Annotated in this window: 14 protein-coding genes; 10 read left to right on the top strand and 4 right to left on the bottom strand. The window is 39.0% G+C overall.

All coding sequences use genetic code 11. From position 1 onward, the window contains the following. Positions 1-89: 89 nt before the first annotated feature. The gene (gene def / locus FJR09_RS04410) at positions 90-626 is read left to right on the top strand and encodes a peptide deformylase (RefSeq protein WP_168653243.1); all 537 of its coding nucleotides are present in this window, start codon (positions 90-92) and stop codon (positions 624-626) included. 65 nt (positions 627-691) lie between these two features. Here the strand turns inward: def and FJR09_RS04415 are convergent, their stop codons facing one another. Beyond that, on the bottom strand, positions 692-1,597 hold the full coding sequence (locus FJR09_RS04415; protein WP_015081593.1) for a CoB--CoM heterodisulfide reductase iron-sulfur subunit B family protein: 906 nt from the start codon (positions 1,595-1,597) through the stop codon (positions 692-694). 229 nt (positions 1,598-1,826) lie between these two features. Here FJR09_RS04415 and acpP point away from each other — a divergent pair, with 229 nt between their 5' ends. The 7 genes from acpP to FJR09_RS04450 all read left to right on the top strand — a co-directional run bounded on the left by acpP (position 1,827) and on the right by FJR09_RS04450 (position 10,214). Beyond that, positions 1,827-2,081 carry an acyl carrier protein gene (acpP, locus tag FJR09_RS04420; RefSeq protein WP_168653244.1) on the top strand — a complete coding sequence of 85 codons (255 nt, stop codon included), beginning with the start codon at positions 1,827-1,829 and terminating at the stop codon, positions 2,079-2,081. A 239-nt stretch (positions 2,082-2,320) separates the two neighbouring features. Beyond that, positions 2,321-3,580, top strand: a complete 1,260-nt coding sequence (fabF, locus tag FJR09_RS04425) for a beta-ketoacyl-ACP synthase II (protein ID WP_168653245.1) — start codon at positions 2,321-2,323, stop codon at positions 3,578-3,580. A 334-nt stretch (positions 3,581-3,914) separates the two neighbouring features. Beyond that, complete coding sequence (tkt, locus tag FJR09_RS04430) at positions 3,915-5,927, top strand: transketolase (RefSeq protein WP_168651587.1); 2,013 nt, start codon at positions 3,915-3,917, stop codon at positions 5,925-5,927. 396 nt (positions 5,928-6,323) lie between these two features. Beyond that, a complete protein-coding gene (locus FJR09_RS04435) occupies positions 6,324-6,911 on the top strand; it encodes a Uma2 family endonuclease (protein WP_148762988.1) in 588 nt (195 codons plus the stop codon). Between the two features lie 237 nt (positions 6,912-7,148). After that, a complete protein-coding gene (locus FJR09_RS04440; RefSeq protein WP_168653246.1) occupies positions 7,149-7,697 on the top strand; it encodes a COP23 domain-containing protein in 549 nt (182 codons plus the stop codon). 6 nt (positions 7,698-7,703) lie between these two features. Then, positions 7,704-8,537, top strand: a complete 834-nt coding sequence (locus tag FJR09_RS04445; RefSeq protein ID WP_015081587.1) for a serine protease — start codon at positions 7,704-7,706, stop codon at positions 8,535-8,537. 144 nt (positions 8,538-8,681) lie between these two features. Next, the gene (locus FJR09_RS04450; protein WP_168653247.1) at positions 8,682-10,214 is read left to right on the top strand and encodes a tetratricopeptide repeat-containing serine protease family protein; all 1,533 of its coding nucleotides are present in this window, start codon (positions 8,682-8,684) and stop codon (positions 10,212-10,214) included. 337 nt (positions 10,215-10,551) lie between these two features. Here the strand turns inward: FJR09_RS04450 and FJR09_RS04455 are convergent, their stop codons facing one another. Then, positions 10,552-11,934, bottom strand: coding sequence for a serine/threonine-protein kinase (locus tag FJR09_RS04455; protein WP_168653248.1), 1,383 nt, complete (start codon positions 11,932-11,934; stop codon positions 10,552-10,554). Positions 11,935-12,272: 338 nt separating this feature from the next. On the opposite strand from FJR09_RS04455, the gene menB reads away from it, so the two are divergent. After that, positions 12,273-13,109, top strand: a complete 837-nt coding sequence (gene menB / locus FJR09_RS04460) for a 1,4-dihydroxy-2-naphthoyl-CoA synthase (RefSeq protein ID WP_015081581.1) — start codon at positions 12,273-12,275, stop codon at positions 13,107-13,109. A 198-nt stretch (positions 13,110-13,307) separates the two neighbouring features. On the opposite strand, the gene FJR09_RS04465 is transcribed toward menB, so the two are convergent. Together FJR09_RS04465 and FJR09_RS04470 are read right to left on the bottom strand one after the other, a co-directional pair. Further along, entirely contained in the window at positions 13,308-13,622 is a 315-nt protein-coding gene (locus tag FJR09_RS04465) for a hypothetical protein (protein WP_015081580.1), read from the bottom strand. A gap of 352 nt (positions 13,623-13,974) precedes the next feature. Next, positions 13,975-14,520 (bottom strand): DUF721 domain-containing protein, encoded by a 546-nt coding sequence (locus FJR09_RS04470; RefSeq protein ID WP_015081579.1) that lies wholly within the window; start codon positions 14,518-14,520, stop codon positions 13,975-13,977. A gap of 263 nt (positions 14,521-14,783) precedes the next feature. On the opposite strand from FJR09_RS04470, the gene FJR09_RS04475 reads away from it, so the two are divergent. Further along, complete coding sequence (locus tag FJR09_RS04475) at positions 14,784-15,956, top strand: hypothetical protein (protein WP_168653249.1); 1,173 nt, start codon at positions 14,784-14,786, stop codon at positions 15,954-15,956. Positions 15,957-16,081: the final 125 nt, after the last annotated feature.

The raw sequence follows: 16,081 nt of genomic DNA on the forward strand, positions 1-16,081 counted from the left end.
TCCTTAGAAACTGTCAGAATCAGGATGTCCACCGATTAAAGGATGAACAGGATGGAAACAGGAATTAAAAAAAATAGATTTGAAACATAATGAATGAATTAGCACCAATCATTAAATTAGGTAATCTGATATTACGACAAAAAGCTGCTGCGGTTGAGAATATTCAAGATGAGAAAATTCAAAACCTGATTGATGAACTAATTACCTCAGTTGCTCAAGCTAATGGGGTGGGAATTGCTGCACCACAAATAGCAGCATCCTACCGTTTATTTATCGTTGCTTCCCGTCCTAATGCCAGATATCCCCACGCACCAGAAATGCCACCAACAGCAATGATCAACCCCCGAATTATTGCCCATTCTTCGGAAATGGTTAAAGGTTGGGAAGGTTGTTTAAGTGTTCCTGGAATTAGGGGTTTAGTCCCTAGATATCAAACAATTGAAGTTGAGTATACAGACCGTTATGGCAATTTACAAAAACAAGAATTAACGGATTTTGTTGCCAGAATTTTTCAACATGAATATGATCATCTAGAAGGATTAGTATTTTTAGATCGTGTGGAAAATAATCATGATTTAATTAGTGAGGAAGAATATCAAAAATCGGTGATTGGTAAAAATGAGTGATCCACAGATCCCCGACTTCTCTAAGAAGTCGGGGATCTAAATTCTCCTAAATTCTCGGTGATATTTTACCAACCTAATTTTTCTAAAATGGGTTTTGTAGACACAATATGTCTGTCTAAACCCAATTCTTTGGGACTGACACCTAAAGCTAAAGCAATTAACTGGGGTAAGTGTAAAATCGGTAAACCTAACTTTTCCCCAATTACTTTTTCTACCTCTGGTTGACGAGAATCTAAATTCAAATGACACAAAGGACATGGTGTGACAATACAATCAGCACCATTATTTAAAGCTTCTTGGATGTGATTTCCCGCCATTTGGAAAGATTCGGTTGTCGCATAGCTAGATAAAGGCCAACCACAGCATTGAGTTCTGCCACGATAATATACAGGTGTCGCCCCTACTGCCCGAAATACATTTTCCATTGCTTCGGGTTTAAAAGGATCATCATAGGGCATAGATTTCTGAGCGCGGAGGAGATAACAACCATAGAAAGCTGCACATTTTAATCCACTTAATTTCTTGGTAACACGCTGGGTAATTTCCTCTAAGCCATAATCTGTGACTAAAGCATAAAGAAGATGTTTAACTTCTGTACTCCCCCGATAGGGTGAACAGCCTTCTTTTTCTAATAAACCATTAACCTTATTCACGTAATCAGGATTTGTTGATTGACATTCTTTTAATCGTTCATCAACATGACCAATAACACCTTGACAAGTGCTGCAATGGGTAAGTAAAGGAAGATTTAATGATTCTGCTAAAGCGATATTTCTGGCGTTAACGGTATCTTCTAATAATTGGGAATCTTCTTTAAATGTGCCTGAACCACAGCAAGAGGCTTTTTTCAGTTCAACCAATTCAATACCCAAGGCTTGAGTGAGAGATTGGGTTGATATATACAGTTCCCTACAAGCCCCTTGAGCTACACAGCCTGGATAGTAAGCGTATTTTAGCGGTTTAGATAGCATAAAAGTATAGTTGGTTTATTGTTTAGAGGTGATGAGGATTGATTAATTGGGTGGTTACTGTGGTTATTAAACCTTTATCTCTCATTTCCAGGATCTCCTTAATCTCTAATCCTCAGTTTTAATGATAGAACCTATACTCAGGTTCACCCTTTCCGATAAGATGTATATGCCCAAAAAAAACTTTGTTCATTTAGAGCAAATCATAGCAACTTGTTAAGGACTTTTATTTATGAGCCAAGCAGCAACTTTTGAAAAAGTTAAAAAAATTATCGTTGAGCAACTTAGCATAGAGGATGCGGATACGGTTACACCAGAAGCCAATTTTGTTGATGATTTAGGGGCTGATTCCCTAGATACAGTGGAGTTAGTTATGGCTTTGGAAGAAGAATTTGATATCGAAATTCCTGATGAAGCGGCTGAAAAAATTAAAACTGTTCAAGACACTGTGGATTATATCTCTAGTCACGCTACTGCATCTGCATAGGCAAATTTTGATTCAGAATTGACGGGTTTAAACAAATACTTTAAGAGTATACAAATTAACTGGATAAACCCGTCCTGAGATGAGTGTTAAGTGTCTAAACTGTAAGTTTGACTTCAAAAAAAGCACCAAAAGTCCATAATATTGAGCAAACAGTATAGTCTTAACTAAGAATACTTAACTCGGAACTCAGCCCTCTTAATTGTTTCCCCTGCTGCTTTTTCGCCATATTTAATGCAATCATGACAGACTATAAACGTAACCGCGTTGTTGTAACAGGTGTGGGCGCGATTACACCCATTGGTAACACACCAGCCGAATATTGGGAAGGATTATTAAGCGGACGAAATGGGATTGACTATATCACCGCCTTTGATGCTTCTAAACATAGTTGCCGCATTGCGGGTGAAGTCAAAAACTTTGATCCACACACTTACTTAGATCGCAAAGAAGCCAAGCGGATGGATCGGTTTGCCCAATTGGGTGTATCAGCAGCTAAACAAGCTGTTGCTGATTCAGGTTTAGTAATTGATGATCTCAACGCTGAACAAGTTGGTGTAATTATCGGTTCGGGAATTGGTGGAATTAAGGTTTTAGAAGACCAACAAACCATTTACTTAGATCCTAATAAAGGTCCTAGTCGTTGTAGTCCCTTCATGATTCCCATGATGATCGCCAATATGGCAGCAGGATTAACAGCAATTCATACTGGGGCAAAAGGTCCGAATTCCTGCTCTGTAACAGCTTGTGCGGCGGGTTCTAATTCTATCGGCGATGCTTTTCGTCAAATTCAAGGCGGATATGCCACAGCGATGATTTGCGGTGGCTGTGAAGCCGCAGTTACACCCCTGTCAGTGGCAGGATTTGCGGCTGCTCGCGCCCTGTCCACCCGCAATGATGATCCGGCTCATGCTTGTCGTCCCTTTGATCGTGATCGTGATGGCTTTGTCATGGGTGAAGGAGCAGGAATTTTAATTCTCGAAGAATTAGAACACGCCCTCAGCCGGGGCGCAAGGATTTATGGGGAAATTGTTGGTTACGGGATGACCTGTGATGCTTATCACATGACTTCTCCTGTTCCGGGTGGTTTAGGTGCAGCCAGAGCGATTGAGTTAGCTTTAAAAGATGCGTCACTGACACCGGAAATGGTTAGTTACATCAATGCTCATGGAACTAGCACATCAGCTAATGATGTGAATGAAACCGCGGCGATTAAGAAAGCGTTGGGAGATCATGCGTATAAAGTAGCCATCAGTTCTACTAAATCCATGACAGGACATCTGTTAGGCGGTTCTGGTGGGATTGAAGCTGTAGCGACAATTTTAGCGATCGCTCATGATAAAATTCCTCCCACCATCAACATCGAAAATCTTGATCCAGAATGTGATCTAGATTATGTCCCCCATACCAGTCGCGCTCAAGTAGTAGAGGTAGCTCTATCTAATTCCTTTGGCTTTGGTGGTCATAATGTTACCCTAGCCTTCAAGAAATTTAATCCCTAAAGATACTTCCTAGTCAGGTATTAGGTGACAGGTGACGTTAATAACCTAATCACCCATTACCACGACTTGTATTATTGATCCCCAAATAATTTTGCTAGTGGTTAGCTTTTAAAGAAGTGAACCTGTGGCAAGTATGATAGAGATCATTCCTAACTGAACAGTTAGTTTAGGATAACCAAATTATCGGCTTTATTCATCACCAAGAACTCAGAATATCCCCCTTGTCCATTGACAATTGGGAATGAGATGATGAAGAAAGTGGGATCACTTTATAATGACCCCAGCAAGAAAAAGCTAAAAAGAGTCCTAACCCGTCGTTAACAATAAAGAGATTATGGCTGTTGCAACCCAATCCATCCAAGAACTTTGTATTAATTCGATCCGCTTTTTGGCTGTAGATGCCATAGAAAAATCTAAATCAGGACACCCAGGACTACCGATGGGCGCGGCTCCAATGGCTTTTGTGCTTTGGGATAGCTTCATGCGCTATAACCCCAAAAATCCCCAGTGGTTCAACCGCGATCGCTTTGTTTTGTCCGCAGGTCATGGTTCAATGTTGCAGTATGCCCTACTGTACCTAACAGGCTACGATAGCGTTACCATAGACGACATCAAGCAATTTCGTCAATGGGGTGCTAAGACCCCAGGCCACCCCGAAAACTTTGTCACAGCCGGTGTAGAAGTTACAACAGGCCCCTTAGGTCAAGGAATTGCCAATGCAGTTGGTTTAGCAGTAGCCGAAGCACACCTAGCTGCTAAGTTTAACAAGCCTGATGCCACAATTGTTGACCACTACACCTATGTAATTCTTGGTGATGGTTGCAACATGGAAGGTATTTCCGGTGAAGCTGCTTCTATTGCCGGACACTGGGGATTAGGTAAACTCATTGCTCTTTATGACGACAACCACATCTCCATTGATGGTTCTACAGATGTAGCTTTCACTGAAGATGTTTCTAAACGCTTTGAATCCTACGGTTGGCACGTTCTCCACGTTAAAGATGGTAACACCGATTTAGCCGGAATTGCCCAAGCCATTGAAGCCGCAAAAGCTGTCACCGACAAACCCACCATGATTAAGGTGACAACCACCATTGGTTATGGTTCTCCTAACAAACAAGATACCGCTGGTATTCACGGTGCGGCTTTGGGACCAGAAGAAACCATCGCTACCCGCAAAAATTTAGGTTGGGAATATGACGCTTTTGTAGTTCCTGAAGATGCCCTTAATCATACTCGCAAAGCAGTAGAACGCGGTGCTGGTTACGAATCCGCATGGAACACAGTTTATGCTGGTTACAAAGCTAAATACCCCCAAGAAGCGGCTGAATTTGACCGTTTCATTAGCGGCAAATTACCAGAAGGTTGGGATCAAGTATTACCTACCTATACACCAGAAGATAAAGCATTACCTACCCGTAAACACTCAGAAAACTGCCTCAACAAACTAGGGGCTGTTTTACCTGAGTTAATTGGTGGTTCTGCTGACTTAACCCACTCCAACCTCACCGAACTCAAAGGCGCTGGTGATTTCCAAAAAGGACATTTCGCTAATCGCAACATTCACTTCGGCGTGCGGGAACACGCCATGGGTGCAATCTGTAACGGTATGGCGTTGCACAACTCAGGTTTGATTCCTTACGGTGCAACTTTCCTAATCTTTACAGATTATATGCGGGCTGCTATTCGTTTGGCTGCTCTTTCCGAAGCTGGTTCAATTTGGGTCATGACTCACGACTCCATTGGCCAAGGTGAAGATGGTCCTACTCACCAACCCATTGAAACCCTTGCTTCTTTGCGGGCTATTCCTGATTTAACCGTAATTCGTCCCGCTGACGGCAATGAAACATCCGGTGGTTACAAAGTCGCAATTGAGAAGTCTAAAGCAAAAGCTTCTACCTTATTGGCTTTTACTCGTCAAAATGTTCCTAACTTGGCAGGTACATCCATTGCAGGTGTTGCTAAGGGTGCGTATACAATTGTTGATTCTGAAGGTACACCAGATATCATCTTGATTGGTACTGGTTCAGAAGTCAGTCTCTGCGTTAGTGCAGCGGAAAAATTAACTGCGGTCGGTAAGAAGGTTCGCGTTGTTTCTATGCCTTCTTCAACCTTGTTTGACACACAAGATGCAGCTTACAAAGAATCTGTTCTTCCTAAAGCTGTTACTAAGCGTCTATCTGTAGAAGCTGCTAGTAGTTTCGGCTGGCACAAATATATCGGTAGCGAAGGCGACACTGTAAGTATTGATACTTTTGGTGCTTCTGCTCCTGGTGGTATTTGTTTGGAGAAGTTTGGCTTCACTGTTGATAATGTTTTAGCTAAAGCTGAGGCTTTGTTAGGTTAATTATCACAGGATATTTTCTGATTTTGTGGGGTGGGCTGTAAAAGCTCACCTTTTTTTTGTGGAAAAAGTTAATCTATGATTTCTAAAAAATAATTTAAATAAATAAACGAACCACAGAGGCACAGAGAACACAGAGGGAGGAGAAATAGAAATATTGTTTAAGAGCCAAATTCATTGATTCTTGTAAATATCCTAATGCAGATAAAACTTCGATTTATTCATCTTTAATTGATACTGTTACCATTGTCTTTACCTCATCATTAAGTTATTTAGATATTTTGTTATATTTTTAGAGGAAATTTCATGAACATTAACAAAAATGAACTTACACGAGTATAACATTAGTGTATGATAGAATATTACTAATATCACAATAATTAACTCTCTGTTGATATTATGCAAACACAAACACGGTATTACAGCCCAGAAGAATATTTAGAACTAGAAGAGAAAGCAGAATATAAAAGCGAATACCGAGACGGAGAAATTATCCCTATGACTGGAGGAACAACAAATCATAATAAAATAGCAGGTAACTTTTATGCTTATCTGAAATTTGCGTTAAAGAAGAAAAATTATGATGTGTATATTGGTGATGTGCGTTTGTGGATACCGCGTTATCGTCAGCATACATACCCTGATATCATGGTAATTCAAGGAGAACCTATTTACACAGGTGCAAATACAACTACTGTCATGAATCCTTTATTAATTGCTGAAGTTTTATCTAAATCAACTAGCAATTATGACCAAAGTGATAAATTCATGTACTATCGTTCTATCCCTGAATTTAAAGAATATATTTTAATTAATCAATATCAATATCATGTTATGCAATATGTGAAAACCGACGATAGTAAATGGATATTCACAGAATTACAGTCTGAATCGGATATTTTGACATTGGAAACCATAGATTTTCAGATTGCTTTGAGTGACTTATATGAACAGGTGAATTTTACACAAGTTAATGAAAATGAATAATTAAGAGAACTCTATTTTCTGCTATATACTAAACACGCTTGGGAAATTAACTTTTACAAGATTAGGAAAAACCTAGATTTGTAGGGGTTTGGTACTGCTAAACCCCTACTATAGAATCACACGATTAAGACGTTTTGAATATAAATTAGTCCGTGAGTTGCCCAAACTTGTCCATGTTTACATATAATTTATTATAATAACAGTATCAAATTAATATCGCAAAAATTACCTAAAGTTATGAAACAAAGGTTATTTAGTCAAGGGTGGATAGGGTTGACACAAATTGTTATTCTCGCTTCCTTGACAGCATTAACGACAATTGCGACTACCAACCAACCCAGCCACGCTAAAGGTGAGACCTTTTACTGTGGCAAAAGTAAAGGTATACCTGTTACCTTTGTCCGTACTCAAGATAGTAGAAAAGTAACAATAGTTCGCTGGACTTCTAATGCTTACTTTCCACCACCTTGGACTGCTCAACGTCGTTGTGACGAAGTATCGCGCAGATTTCAAAGGAGTAATGACAACGGTACTCTGAAAAATATCACCACTGGGACGCTCAGAGGTGAACCAGTTGTTTGTGCTGGTACTAGCCAAAATACTGCTTGTACAAGTAATAATTTATTATTTACCCTCAAACGTGGAGTTAATCCCAGTGCTACTCTCCGCAGACTCTTAGACCGTCGGGGTTTGGCTGCTGGTAATACACTCAATGAAAGTGCAGGTGACACTATTAATATTGATTTCCAGCTTTACCTCGATAATGCCACTGTTGAACCGGATTAAATTAACATGACTTGGCGGATATTAAAATTTGTCGCCTGTATTGGCGGTTTGTCAATGTTGCTTTCAAGTTCAGCAGTAAGTGTTAGTATTTCTGATCAAGAAACTAGCATGACAAAACCGCCAATTCCATTATCAGTGGCACAGTTGCAGGAAAAAGCGGCGGCTATTACTGTCAAGATATTATCAACAGATTTTTTGGGTTCAGGAATATTACTAAATAAACAAAATTCAGTTTATACAGTATTAACAAATGCCCATGTTTTACGAGCAGATAACCCCCCTTATCGTATTCAAACACCAGATGGGGAAATCTATCAAGCAGATGTACAAAAAAATGTAAATTTTCAGAATTATGATTTAGCAATATTGCAATTTTCGACTATTAAAAAAATCTATTCTGTTGCAAATTTGGGTACTGTTCCCAAAATAGGAGATCAGGTATTTATTGCCGGGTTTCCTATGGAGGAAGAAAGCGAAAAAATCAGCTTTGTATTTATTGGTGGTAAGGTATCTTTGGTGTTATCAAAAGCCTTAGAAGCTGGTTATCAGGTGGGATATACAAATCATTTGGAAAAGGGAATGAGTGGCGGTGCTTTATTGAATAAACAGGGTGAGGTTGTAGGTGTAAATGGGATGCACGCTTATCCTTTATGGGATGCTCCCTCTGTGTTTGTTGATGGTTCGCAAGTAGAGGAGAATTTACATCAGCAAATTGTGCGTTTAAGTTGGGCTATACCGATAGATAGGGTTGTGCAAATGATGGATAAATTCGAGATATCTAATTCGGATTTCGTTATAAAAATAAACCGCCCCGAACTCAAGTTCAGGGCTAATAACTAAAGTCCGTTAAAACGGACTATAAATTTTTCTTCAGTCGTCTTTAGACGACTTTTGCTATTAGACTCAGAATTCATTCTGAGGCGGGCTGGTTTTCATACTGCACCAAGTTTATTATCCCAGATTTTGAAAGAGGAGAAAAAATAAATGAATTATAAATACACATTTCCAGCAGTGCTGATAGGGGTATCAATCGCACTGGTACAAACGCAAGTAGCCTTCGCACTATCATCAGGTCAAGTAGCGAAAATTGCCAAACAAATCACTGTTTTAATTGATAGTTCTGCTCCCGGTTCAGGGGTAATTGTTAAGCGTTCAGGCAACACTTACACTGTTCTCACTGCTGCTCATGTTGTCACTAGTAAAAATAAAGCTGAAATAGTCACTCCAGATGGTAAACGCTACCAACTCAACTACAGCACTGTTAAACCTCTACCAGGAGTAGATTTAGCTACTTTCCAATTTACTAGCAGCAATAATTATCCAGTTGCTAAAATCGGCAATTCTGATCAATCTTCTGAAGGAACAATAGCTTATGTAGCAGGATTCCCAAAAGCCAAAGCTGCTTCTATTTCCAGTTCAATTTACAATTTCACTGATGGGAAGATTACCGCAAACGCTTCCAGACCACTTAAAGATGGCTATGCCTTGGTGTATAGCAATATTACCTTACCAGGGATGAGTGGTGGACCTGTGTTTAATGAGCAAGGGGAATTAATAGGAGTTCATGGAAAAGGAGATGAATCAGAAGCAGAGATAGCAACTTCAAAGATTAATCCTGAAGTTGCTTATATCAAATCAGGTTTTAATTTGGGGATTCCTATTAATACTTTTTTGCGACTATCAGCTAAATCTGGGGTAGATGTGGGTGTAACTCCACCGCCAGAGAGAGTAGTCACAGCACCAAAAGCTGACGACTTCTTTATTCAGGGTTTGGATAAGCAAAACAAAGGAGATAATCGAGGGGCAATCGTAGCTTATAATGAAGCAATTAGGCTGAATCCTAACAATGACAAAGCCTACGGCAACCGAGGAATTGTCCGTAATGATTTAGGAGATAAGCAAGGAGCAATAGCTGATTATAACCAAGTGATCAGGATCAATCCTAACGATGCCCTAGCCTACAACAACCGGGGAATTGTCCGTAATGATTTAGGAGATAAGCAAGGAGCAATAGCTGATTATAACCTAGCTATCAAGATTAATCCTAACTTAGCCCAAGTCTACAACAACCGGGGAATTGCTAAGGCTGAATTAGGAGATAAGCAAGCAGCAATACAAGATTTCAACCAAGCCATTAAGATTAATCCTAACTATGCCCCAGCCTACAACAACCGGGGAGTTGCTAAGGCTGAATTAGGAGATAAGCAAGCAGCAATACAAGATTTCAACCAAGCCATTAAGATTAATCCTAACTATGCCCCAGCCTACAACAACCGGGGAAATTTCCGTTATAAATTAGGAGACAAACAAGCAGCAATAGATGATTTTAACCAAGTTATCAAGTTTAATCCTAACTTAGCCCTAGCCTACATCCACCGGGGAATTGTCCGTTATAAATTAGGAGACAAACAAGCAGCAATTAGTGATTTTCAGCAAGCTGCAAACCTCTTTCATGAACAAGGAAACACAGAAGGCTATCAAAAAGTTTTGGAAGTTCTTAGAAAGATTCAGCCATAATGAAGCTTAACTAATTAATAATTATCTCATGCAAAGCCCCAAAGAACGTCTGAATAAGGAAATCCAGGATTTAAGGATTAACAGGATGTTTAATTGTAATTGAATGATGAGATTTTGATAATTTTCTATTATTCTCACAGTTACTTTCTTCTTTGCGTCTTTGCTCCTTTGCGCGAAACATAACACACAGGAACACACGAAGAGAATGTTAATTTTATCCTGAAAATCCTCAAATCTTGGACATCCTGATTCTGACAATTAACATATACGGATACATGAAAAGAATGTTAATTTCATCCTGAAAATCCTCAAATCCTGGATATCCTGATTCAGACAATTAATTAATTTCCAATGAATTAATCATCTTTTCTGCTGTTTCCACAAAGTTATCATAATCATCTATTTTCGCAGTATAAGTAATTGTATAAGCCTGATCACCTTTTAAAGTCACAACCTGCATATTCTTTAAAATATCTTTACCATTTTTACCCGTAAACACCAATTTACTAGCTTCTTTATTTGCCAAAGTCGTTACACTTTTATCAACAATCTTTGCACCCGATACAGTATTATTAATTTCCTGAATACTAGCTTTTTGTAAATCATCTAATGTACCAGAAAACTTATCAACGCTAATTGTCACCTTTTCTTGAAAATTATCTTTATCACTTTGTTGAGGAGAGATAAAAGTCACAACTTCGGCTGTAATTGGGTTTTCTAAATCTTGTCTTTCCCATGTTTTTGGATATTTGATTGTGATTCCATATTGAGAATTTTCATATCCATTCCAATCATATTTTTTAGTAATAAAGAAAATAGTTAAGCCAATAACTATTGTAATTCCTAGCAGTCCATAATAGATCCCCGACTTCTTTAAGAAGTCGGGGATCTTCTGCTTGTTCACTAAGCTTTTAACTGCTTGTAATGCTTCCTTTGCTGTAGGGTAACGGTTACGAAAATCATAACTTACCATTTTATCTAAAACTGTGGCTAGTTTGGGACTAACATTTGCATATTTACGCCAAATAATTTCCCCCGTCTTTACATCTTCTTCTAATTTATCAGGTAATAAACTTGTGAGCGCTTGAATAGCAATTATTCCCACTGCATAAACATCACTACTCAATTGTGGTTTACCTCTTTGTTGTTCAAGTGGCATATAACCAGGAGTCCCAATAATTACAGTAGAAGTAATTTGTCCCTGTTTATTAACTAGCTGTGTACGAACTTCTTTAACTGCACCAAAATCAATCAGGAAAATTTTATTATCTAAATGACGACGACGGATATTATCTGGTTTAATATCTCGGTGAATAACTTTGTATTTATGAACAAATTCTAATACTTCTAAAATTTCTATTAGGAGTTGAATAACATCAGATTCACTCATTTTTTGACCTAATGTTAATTCATCACTTAAATCATTACCTTTTATATATTCCTGAACTATATAAAATTTATGATATTCTTCTATGTGGGCTAAAAGTTGGGGAATTTGGTCATGCTTGCCTAACATTTCTAACGTTACTGCTTCTTGGTCAAAAAGCCTTTTAAGTATTGTTAAAGTAGCTGGATCTGTACTGGCTGGTGTAAACTGCTTAACAACACAAAAAGGATTTCCCGGTCGCTTGGTGTCTTCTGCTAAAAAGGTAGTCCCAAATCCACCTTGTCCCAGACTTTGAATAATGTGATAACGCTTGTCTATAATCGTGCCTATCATTAGACTCACCCTGTACTCAGAATGCGTTTAGGATTGATTATGACACAAATTCTGACATCTAACCCACATTTTGCAGATATTAAAACAAATTTAGGAATTAAAAATTTAGAGAAATAAAAGCCTGAAAATATTGCCCAGCAAAGATTTCACTAGACAGGGGTAGCGATGAATGAATGGTTACAAGGAAATCCACTTTTATTGGCAGAAATACCAAACAATTTAAAATCACAAGAATCTAATTTAGAAGTCAGCGAAAGATTAAGACAATTATCTATTGCATTAAGGGGTAGATAGTGTTAAACAGATAAAATTCTCAAGCACAGCATCGCAGATTATCCATGATAGAAACCGATTGGAAAACCGTCAAAACCTACGAAGACATCATCTACCAAAAAACCGACGGTATCGCCAAAATCACCATCAACCGTCCCCACAAACGGAACGCATTCCGTCCCAAAACCGTATTTGAACTATACGAAGCCTTTTGGGATGCCAAAGAAGATACCACCATTGGCGTAGTTTTATTTACTGGTGCAGGACCCCACACAGACGGTAAATACGCCTTTTGTTCAGGTGGAGATCAAAGTGTGCGGGGACAAGCAGGATATGTAGATGATGCTGGAATCCCCCGTTTAAACGTCCTCGACTTACAACGCCTCATTCGTTCCATGCCGAAAGTCGTTATTGCCCTCGTCGCGGGTTATGCTATTGGCGGCGGTCATGTTCTCCATTTAATTTGTGATTTAACCATTGCTGCCGATAACGCCATTTTTGGGCAAACAGGCCCCAAAGTAGGCAGTTTTGACGGTGGTTTTGGTGCAAGTTATTTAGCACGGATAGTAGGGCAAAAAAAAGCGCGAGAAATCTGGTTTCTCTGTCGTCAATATAACGCCCAAGCAGCCTTAGAAATGGGCTTAGTTAATACAGTCGTCCCCATAGAACAACTAGAAACAGAAGGCATAAAATGGGCGCAAGAAGTCTTAGAAAAAAGTCCCATAGCCATTCGTTGTCTCAAATCAGCATTTAACGCCGACTGCGACGGACAAGCTGGTTTACAAGAACTCTCCGGTAACGCTACTCTCCTTTATTACATGACAGAAGAAGGAGCAGAAGGAAAACAAGCATTTTTAGAAAAACGTCCCCCTAACTTTCGGGATTTTCCCTGGTTGCCTTAAATTTATTCGCCGTTGCATAATGGCTGTATGAATTATCTTTCGCGCAAAGGCACAAAGGAGCAAAGGCGCAAAGTTTGAGATTTTGAAATATACCAAAATCGCACCTGTTGTGGAAGGTGCGATTTCCGAAGATCTAACAAATTGCCAGTCAAATTTTATTAAGGTAGAAGGAAAATTGATGACCGTAATAATAGGTAGTTAAATTAGTACGCTCTGATTTTTTACTTCTTGTGCAGCGGAAGTAGGGATATCTTCAACAGAGGCTACTGTAAGATGATCCAAATCGGTCGGAAGAGTTTGAGCAGCCGAAAAAATAGGTCTGGCTACTGGTAAACTCCAAGCTTCTTCTAACGTTTCCCAAGCAGGTGCAAAAGCTGCTAAGGCGAAAGGACAGGCCTTCCAAACCCCTTGAACTGGTGCGCTCAACTTTTCACACATACCACCACGACGACCCTGTGGTTGGTAATAACGACAATAACGACAGGTAGATGTTAAACGCTTAATTAGTTTCATGTGCCTTCATCTTCAATACCGTAGGACTAGTTATCACACTTATATATCTTGCTTCTTCATCAAAATAGGCATGAAAGGCGAAAACTCATTATTGGATATAGGTTCTAGCGATTATTAGCGATAAACAAACTTTATGATGTCTTTAGATTCTTGTTATATTTGTAAATGATTATTGAAGTGTTCACACACTTGTTTTTGTCTGAAACGTAATGGGGATCAAGGTTAAAAGTTTTATTTTAGATTTGCTCATCTTGGAAAAACCTGACTTTAGATGGATTTAAAATTCATCCTTAGCATCTACTTTACTCAATGATTTATAATAGTTCAATATTTTTAATTCAGGGCTTATTTTCTACCCTAACAGCTTAGTGCAGCAGAGAGAACAAACATCCCAGCGTTCTAGTTCACCCGGTGGAGTGGGACATTGACATTGGGGACATAAAGGGAGATGATGCGATCGCTCTTGCATCTTCTTCGCCCAATTCTCAAAAACACCCAAAGCATTGTCAAGACTAGATATAACTAACTTCTCAGTAGTTAAATCATCAACTACATAACTAGGATGTTCAGATGCCGAAACAGTTGGTTCTGTTCCCGTCGTTGAGGAATTTTTCCACTCTGCTGTCGAAAAACGAATATCCACCAAAGAGGTGGACAGCTTATCATTTAATTTCATCAATATAGTTTTCCGTCCAAAGGTCAAATTTTGCGCCCAAGCAGCACTAGAAGTTGCTACCCACACTACATCACGTTGAACTGACAAAGGACGAGTTTGAGCAGCAACCGCAGTCCCCACAACTTCCACCCAACACTTCAGCAACCGTGGAAATACCTGTGCTTGCCATTGTGGTGAACGTTGAATATTCCCTAAAACCTGATCAATTGACTTAAAAGACATATTTTGTTAGTAGTTTTACTATTTTAACTATTGTAGGACGGGCAGCATTCTACAAATCGCTCACGCCTAAGTCTTGCCTGTCAAAATTGTGCAAATTGAATACAGTACACCTGAATTTACTAGTTAGGGAATAGGCAACAGCAGCATTTTCTCAGCTATACTTCTAACCAGTAAGTTAAGTAAAATAGCTGAATACTGGCAAACAATTTTCGCTACTATATTGAAAATTAATTTAATCATCTACCCTAACTCCATCTTAAACAATGAATCAAAATCCTCTTATAGATTCTTCACAAACACCAGTCTTAAACCCTGCTCTGACTACAGCACTGGCTAGTTTAGAAGTACAATTAGATCAAGAATTAACCAGATACCGACGGACACGCAAAAACGCCAGACAACAACCATTAAGCAGTGTAGAAAGTTACACAAGAAATAAAAAAACAGCCTTGTTAACAGATATTCAACTACCAGCAGTTCCTCCCATAGCCACTCCCCCAGAAAATCCGTTGTTGACGAAAGAGACTGAAGCAATTAATTTTCCCCAAGACTTTGCTATTTCCGAAATAGAAGAAACCTCCACCCCTCCAAACTTAGAAAAATCTAGCAGTAGTATAGTTCCCACCAAAATTCAATCTGTTGAAAACCAAACCCTCCTCACCACAAACGATACTCCTAAACAACTAGATGATTATTTAGAATCTAGTGAAGCATTATTACGGAGTTTGACTGCCGAAGCACCACAAACTCAAACTCCTAATTCTCCCAAATCCCGTGACAGTGTGCTATCCCCTCTGGAAATTGGTTCAATGCTATTGCTATTGTTAGCAACTTTAACTTTAGGTTATGTAGTCTTAAATCCCAAAACTTTGCCTAAATTTAATTTCAGTAACTTACCAAACAATAATTCATCACCAATTGCGGTAAATACTGAAGTAATAGAAAATAATTCTCAACCAACTAGCGAACCCAAAATCACTCCCATAGCCAAATATCCTAATTTAGCTACCCAAGAATTTCGACAAATCAGAAATCCTCAAGATATCGTAGATTTAACACCAAAGATTAAACCTACTCCCCAAATCGTCCCCACTCCCCTAGCTATTCAACCCCCCATAACTCCTATAACTCCTATAACTTCATTACCCACTCTTTCCCCTCTTCCTACTCTTTCCACACCTCTACCAAAGCCTACAGCCACCGCATCACCCCTTACAGAAGATGTGAAACTGTCAACTAACGGCTACTATTATATTATTGCTGATAATCAAGGCGACAAAGCTTTAACAGCAGCAAAGCAAGTAGTTCCTGATGCTTATTTATCACCCAATCAAAAATTTATTTATTTAGGTGCATTGAAAACCAAGGATGAGATTAAGCGGAAATTGCAAGAACTAGAAGCAAAAGGGATCAAAGGACGGTTAGAAGAGCCATAATAAAAAAAACCTTGGTATTGCTGAATTCAGGAATGAAATTTACTTAATTTTAATTCCGAAAACTCTTACCTTTGCGCTTTTGCGCCTTTGCGTGTTAGCGAAGCGGGGCGAAGTCTGGCTAATTC

Origin of the sequence: Dolichospermum sp. UHCC 0406 (genome assembly GCF_009712025.1) — a bacterium.
GTDB classification, from domain to species: domain Bacteria; phylum Cyanobacteriota; class Cyanobacteriia; order Cyanobacteriales; family Nostocaceae; genus Dolichospermum; species Dolichospermum lemmermannii.